We start from the raw sequence: 4,900 nt of genomic DNA, 5'->3' as shown, positions 1-4,900 counted from the left end.
CCGATTCTGCAGTGCCCGAAAACAAGTCTGCCCGAGCGTTCGCCGGGCCACGTACATCAGAAAGCCGAGATGATCATGGGTAAGGTACTCGACAGGATCGAGCAGTTCTCCGACGAGCTTCGGGCGGAGGGCGCGGAGGGCGACAAGCTGATGCGGCTCTCGGACACCTCCGCCAAGCGGTTGCGCGACGCGGGAGTGATCCGGATGTTGCAGCCCAAGGAGTACGGCGGCCTCGAATCGCATCCGCGCGAGTTCGCCGAGACCGCAATGGGTATCGGTGCCATCGACGGGGCCACAGGCTGGGTCAGCGGAATCGTCGGTGTCCACCCGTGGGAGCTGGCCTTCTTCGACCGCAAAGCCCAGGACGAGATCTGGGGAGAAGACCCCGACATGTGGATGGCCTCGCCGTACGCGCCGATGGGTGTCGCGAAGCCCGTCGACGGCGGCTACATCCTGAACGGCAAGTGGTCCTTCTCGTCCGGAACGGACCATTGCGGCTGGATCATGATCGGTGCCGCAGTCGGTGATGCCGACGGCAAGCGGCTGATGCCGCCGAAGGTGCTGCACGTGCTGCTGCCCCGCTCGGATTACGACATCGACCAGGACAGCTGGAACGTCGTCGGACTGCGCGGAACCGGGTCCAAGGACCTGATCGTGAAGGATGCGTTCATTCCGACGTACCGTACGCTGGAGGCCGACAAGGTATTCGACGGTTCCGCCCCCAAGGAGGCGGGCCGCACCCAGACGCTCTACAACTTCCCGTTCTCGTGCATCTTCCCGCTCGGCATCACGTCGTCGCTGATCGGTATCGCCGAGGGTGCGCTGGCCTGTCACCTCGACGCCCAGCGGGTGCGGGTTGCCGTGACCGGGACCGCCGTCAAGGACGACCCGTACGTGCTCTTCGCGATCGGCGAGGCCGCCGCGGAGATCGCCGCATCCCGCGCGGCCATCCTCGAGACTGTGGACCGCTTCTGGGACATGACCGAGGCCGGCCGGGAGATCTCCTTCGAGCTCCGGGCCATCGGCCGCCGCACCCAGGTGTCGGCTGCATGGCGAGCGGTGCGCGCGGTCGACGAGATCTTCGCGCGCTCCGGCGGCGGCGCCCTGCAGCTGAATACCCCCATGCAGCGCTTCTGGCGGGACGCCCACGCCGGTCTCACGCATGCCATCCACGTGCCGGGCTCGATCTTCCACTCGTCGGCACTCACTCAACTCGGCGGGGAACCGCAGGGCGTTCACCGGTCGATGATCTGACGACTGCACCACTTCGAGAACGGAATCGAAAATGACGGACATTCGTAGCCTGGGCTATCTCCGGATTCAGACGAAGGACGTGAAGCGCTGGCGTGAGCTCGTCGTGGACGGGCTGGGCATGGCGGAGGGGTCCGGCCCGGAGCGCGACGGACTGTATCTGCGGGTGGACGAGCGGCGCTCACGGCTCATCGTTCTTCCCGGTGAATCGGACAAGGCGCTTGCCGTGGGCTGGGAGGTGCGCGATCAGTTCGCGCTCCAGCGCGTCCGCGAGTCGGTGGAAGAGGCCGGCGTCGCGGTCGACGTTCTCTCCGAGGAGAACGCGCGGTACCGGGATGCCGAGCAGGTGATCGCTTTCGACGATCCGGCCGGAACGCGGGTGGAGGTGTTCTTCGGTCCCGTGCTCGACCACAGTCCCGTCGTCACACCATTCGGTGGCCGTTTCGTCACCGGCGCACAGGGTCTGGGCCACGTCGTGCTCCCGTCGCCTGCCTTCGATGCGGCGTACACCTTCTACACCGAGGTACTCGGGTTCCTGCCTCGCGGCGCGATCCGGCTCGGTCCGGTCGACGCACCGGGCCCCGCCCGCCGGGTGCGGTTCCTGGGCGTCAATCAGCGGCACCACAGCCTGGCGCTGTGCCCCGCGCCGCATGCCGGAGAGCCGGGACTCGTGCATCTGATGACGGAGGTCGATAGTCTGGACGCCGTCGGGCAGGCGCTGGATCGCCTCGGAAAGCTCGGGTTCTCGATCTCGTCCACGCTCGGCCGGCACACCAACGACAAGATGGTGTCGTTCTACGTCCGCGCCCCGGGCGGGTGGGACCTCGAGTTCGGAACCGAGGGCATGCTCGTCGACGAAGCGCACTACACGGCCGAAGAGATCACGGCCGACAGCTACTGGGGCCACGACTGGTCGGGGTCCGAGCCGCTGGCCGCCTTCTCCTGACACGTCGAACAAGAGCGTGCGTGCTCGCCCAATGTCACACCGGTGCAATTAGATTGAACGGATGTGACATTGGGCGAACGTGGGCGGGACGGGTCAACGCCGACCCAGGAGCTTGCGCATTCCTTCGGCCGCACCCTTGACGAGGGTGTCGCGGGGGAAGGCACTCCGCTTCTTCACCGCTTCGTAATTGCCGCCGGCCACCCACACCGGTCCGTCCGTGATGTGGGCGAGTCCCTCGCGGGCAACATCGTATGGTTCGGCCACGTTCATGCCGGGAAGGTCGAAGTTCAGCCCCGCTCGTTCCATCGCGGGCGTGCGGGTGACACCGAGGATCAGTTCTACGACGTGCACGCCGCACGGCTCGAGTTCGAGCCAGAGGCTTTCGGCGAATATTCGTCCGAACGCCTTGGCCGCGGAGTAGATGCTCTGGTCTTCCGCACCCATGTAGCCGGAGAGTGAACCGAGCAGGATGATTCCGCCGCGGCCACGCTCTTTCATCGCGGCGCCGAAGAGGTGTGAAAGATGCAGCTGCGAGGTGATGTTCAGGTCGATCACACCCTGGAAGCCGGCCAGATCTCCGGTGACGAACTCGTGCCCGTAGCTGTTGGCGCCGGCGTTGAAGATCAGCAGGCCAACCTCGATGTCGTCGGTGGCATTCCGGATCCGGTCCACGGCATCGGGTGCAAGCAGGTCGAGCTCGAGGGTGCGAACCTCCACACCGTGCGCACGGGCCTTGTCGGCGGTTTCTCCGAGCGGCCCGGGCTTGCGGGCGATCAGGACGAGGTTGATACCGGCCTTGCTCAGTTCCTCGGCGAAGCCGGCGCCGACACCTTCCGAACCGCCGGCGATCACGGCCCACGGACCGTAGTACTGGGCGTCGATCATGACGAATCCTCTCGAAAGTTCATCTCAGTCCACGACGATCGGCGTGGGAATGGGGTCGGGATCGCGCACTGCCACGAGGCCGGACTCCACCGCGTGGGTGATCGAGGCGGCGAGGGCAGCGCATCCCGTGCGGGGAGCGCCCGGCCGCCCTTCGCGACCCGCGTCCGGGACGGACATTTCCGGGCAGCCGGCGCGCGCGGGTTCGTTCCACTGGATGGAGGTGTGTTCCCAGCTGTTCTTCTGAACCAGGACGCGTACCCCGCACTCAGCGCACTGCAGCGGCTGCATCGTCTGCTGCATGAGACGCCTGAACCTTCCGGGCGAGATTCGCTTCCACTTCCTTCTTCCACGACTCCACCGGGCGGGTGGTGTCGAGTTCGAACTCGAAGCGTTCGGTCATCTGCGGCGTCACATCGGCGGCGTCGACGTAGAACTGCTCGTACCACCTGCGCAACTGGTAGACGGGGCCGTCTTCCTCGCACAGCAGCGGATTCTCGATGCGGGTCTTGTTCTTCCAGATCTCGATGTCCTGCTCGAAGCCCTTGGCGATGAACGTGCCGAACGCCTTCGCCATCGCGGTGGCGGCGTCACCTTCGAGGTCCTTCGACTTCTTGACGATCATGCCGTACTGGAGCACGAACTTGTTCGCGCTCACCGGGTAGTGGCAGTTGATGAGCACCGAGTCGACCTCGTGGGTCTCATACTCGTAGGTGAGGTCGTCGATCATGAACGACGGTCCGAAATAGGTGGCGTCGGAGCGGTTTCCGAGCAGTTTGGGTTGACCCGTCGCGTTGGGGCGCATGTCCTCGCGGGCCTGCCCGCGCATGAACTGGCTGGCGACGTGACCTTCGAAGACGTTCTTGAAGTATGTGGGAAACGAGTAGTGCACGTAGAAGAAGTGCGCCATGTCCACGATGTTGTCGACAATCTCGCGGCAGTTGCTGTCGACCTCGGTGGAGTACCAGACCCAGTCGGACCACTCGTCGCTGAGCGCACCCTCGATCCGCGGGATGGTGACGTCGGCCGGCGGCGGGTTGCCTTCGGGATCGTGCCAGACGAACAGCATGCCGTCCTGGTCCAGCGCGTGCCACGACCGGGTCTTGGCGAGCGGCGGCACCCGGCGGGCGTAGGGAATCTCCTTGCAGCGGCCGTTGCCGCCCCAGCGCCAGTCGTGGAACGGGCACGCTACCGCGTCGCCCTTGATGGTGCCCTGGCTGAGGTCGCCGCCCATGTGCCGGCAGTAGGCGTCGAGCACCGAGAGCTGTCCCTTGCTGTCGGCGAAGACGACGAGCTTGGTGCCGAAGGCCTCGATGGAATGAGGCTTGCCGTCTGTGAACGCCTCGGACAGCCCGAGGCAGTGCCAGCCGCGGGCAAAGCGCGTGGGGGCCGCGCCTGCGTCGATCTCGCGTACCTCGGCGGTATCGGACTGTGTGGTGGTCACGATGCGTCCCGTCCTCTCGTGGTGTGTTCGCCACAGAACTGTGGTGATCAGCACGTTAGGTGAGTGCGAACCGGTGAATCCGGCGGATCTCACTGGACGGGACCGCCGGTGGGAAGGCCCGGTGAACTGCGCTTTCCCGTTGAGCGAGATGGCGTAGCTCGCAAAACGAACAGTCGAATAGCCTGTTCGGGCCGTCACCCTGGAGGAGCTACAGATGGTCAACGAGGTCCTGCGTTCGGTCCGTGAACTGCTACCGATGATTGCGGAGGGAGCGGAGAAGGTCGACGAGTCGCGGCGGGTGCCGGACCAGGTTGTCCGGGAGCTGGGCGACGCCGGGATGTTCAAAATGCTGCAACCCACACGCTACGGCGGTATGG

The 4,900-nt window shown here is 65.5% G+C and carries 6 protein-coding genes; 3 read left to right on the top strand and 3 right to left on the bottom strand.

Features of this window, described 5'->3' with window-relative positions; translation table 11 throughout:
- Positions 1-75: 75 nt before the first annotated feature.
- Both WAW17_RS18695 and bphC read left to right on the top strand, forming a co-directional pair.
- Positions 76-1,254 carry an acyl-CoA dehydrogenase family protein gene (locus WAW17_RS18695; protein WP_422334428.1) on the top strand — a complete coding sequence of 393 codons (1,179 nt, stop codon included), beginning with the start codon at positions 76-78 and terminating at the stop codon, positions 1,252-1,254.
- A gap of 31 nt (positions 1,255-1,285) precedes the next feature.
- A complete protein-coding gene (gene bphC / locus WAW17_RS18690; protein WP_422334425.1) occupies positions 1,286-2,197 on the top strand; it encodes a biphenyl-2,3-diol 1,2-dioxygenase in 912 nt (303 codons plus the stop codon).
- A gap of 93 nt (positions 2,198-2,290) precedes the next feature.
- On the opposite strand, the gene WAW17_RS18685 is transcribed toward bphC, so the two are convergent.
- Genes WAW17_RS18685 through WAW17_RS18675 form a run of 3 tightly spaced genes read right to left on the bottom strand, consistent with a single transcriptional unit; the run spans position 2,291 to position 4,523 of the window.
- On the bottom strand, positions 2,291-3,082 hold the full coding sequence (locus WAW17_RS18685) for an SDR family NAD(P)-dependent oxidoreductase (RefSeq protein WP_422334424.1): 792 nt from the start codon (positions 3,080-3,082) through the stop codon (positions 2,291-2,293).
- Positions 3,083-3,106: 24 nt separating this feature from the next.
- Complete coding sequence (locus tag WAW17_RS18680; protein WP_422334427.1) at positions 3,107-3,370, bottom strand: hypothetical protein; 264 nt, start codon at positions 3,368-3,370, stop codon at positions 3,107-3,109.
- On the bottom strand, positions 3,348-4,523 hold the full coding sequence (locus WAW17_RS18675; RefSeq protein ID WP_422334423.1) for a Rieske 2Fe-2S domain-containing protein: 1,176 nt from the start codon (positions 4,521-4,523) through the stop codon (positions 3,348-3,350). Before WAW17_RS18675 ends, WAW17_RS18680 begins: the two co-directional genes overlap by 23 nt.
- Positions 4,524-4,737: 214 nt before the next feature.
- Between WAW17_RS18675 and WAW17_RS18670 the strand changes: the two genes are divergently transcribed.
- A partial coding sequence (locus WAW17_RS18670) for an acyl-CoA dehydrogenase family protein (RefSeq protein WP_422334426.1) occupies positions 4,738-4,900 on the top strand: 163 nt, incomplete at its 3' end.

This window comes from Rhodococcus sp. (in: high G+C Gram-positive bacteria) (assembly GCF_049286785.1).
Taxonomy (GTDB): Bacteria; Actinomycetota; Actinomycetes; order Mycobacteriales; family Mycobacteriaceae; genus Rhodococcus_F.
The sequence above is the reverse complement of the archived record's forward strand: the minus strand, read 5'-3'. Positions and strand labels throughout refer to the sequence as shown.

Bases quoted from the DNA above. Each gene is read 5' to 3' on its own strand.
- bphC (WP_422334425.1), top strand. From the start codon at position 1,286: ATGACGGACATTCGTAGCCTGGGCTATCTCCGGATTCAGACGAAGGAC.
- WAW17_RS18680 (WP_422334427.1), bottom strand. From the start codon at position 3,370: ATGCAGCCGCTGCAGTGCGCTGAGTGCGGGGTACGCGTCCTGGTTCAG.
- WAW17_RS18695 (WP_422334428.1), top strand. From the start codon at position 76: ATGGGTAAGGTACTCGACAGGATCGAGCAGTTCTCCGACGAGCTTCGG.
- WAW17_RS18685 (WP_422334424.1), bottom strand. From the start codon at position 3,082: ATGATCGACGCCCAGTACTACGGTCCGTGGGCCGTGATCGCCGGCGGT.